The 472-nt window shown below is 64.6% G+C and carries 1 pseudogene; it reads left to right on the top strand.

The features are described 5' to 3' along the window. Window positions 1-472, top strand: a pseudogene (locus D3D02_RS19450) (NADH dehydrogenase FAD-containing subunit); the annotation flags it as partial.

The raw sequence follows: 472 nt of genomic DNA, 5'->3' as shown, positions 1-472 counted from the left end.
AAGCGATAGAGGGTGCGGATAGAATTGAGCCCCGTCTCCAGCCACCGTCGCCGGCCGAGTACGGGCTCTACGGTCGCCCCACGGTCATCCATACGCCGCGGACCTTCGCCCATATCTATCTCGCGCTCTCGGACCCGGAGGAGACCAATAGAAGCGGGTCTGGATCGGCGACGCGACTGCTGACTGTCACCGGCGACGTGACTGCCCCCGCGACGATAGAGTTGGGTTCTGACGCCCACCTCTCGGCGGTTCGGAACGCCGTCGAACTGGAGGGTTCGTTCAAGATGGCCTGCGTCGGCGGGGTTTTTGGAGGAGTCACCCGGACGCTGGATATCGCACCAACCGTAGCCGGACTGACTGCGGCTGGCCTCGGAACGGAGGGCGTCGTCGAACTGTTGAACGATGAGCGGTGTGCGGTTGCGACTGCCGGAGACCGAGCGCGCTTTGCCTCGGAAGCCAACAGCGGGCGGTA

Source organism: Halobellus sp. Atlit-38R (assembly GCF_003665925.1).
Lineage (GTDB): Archaea > Halobacteriota > Halobacteria > Halobacteriales > Haloferacaceae > Haloquadratum > Haloquadratum inordinatus.
Note: the sequence above shows the minus strand (reverse complement) of the source record. Positions and strands in the feature narration are given on the sequence as shown.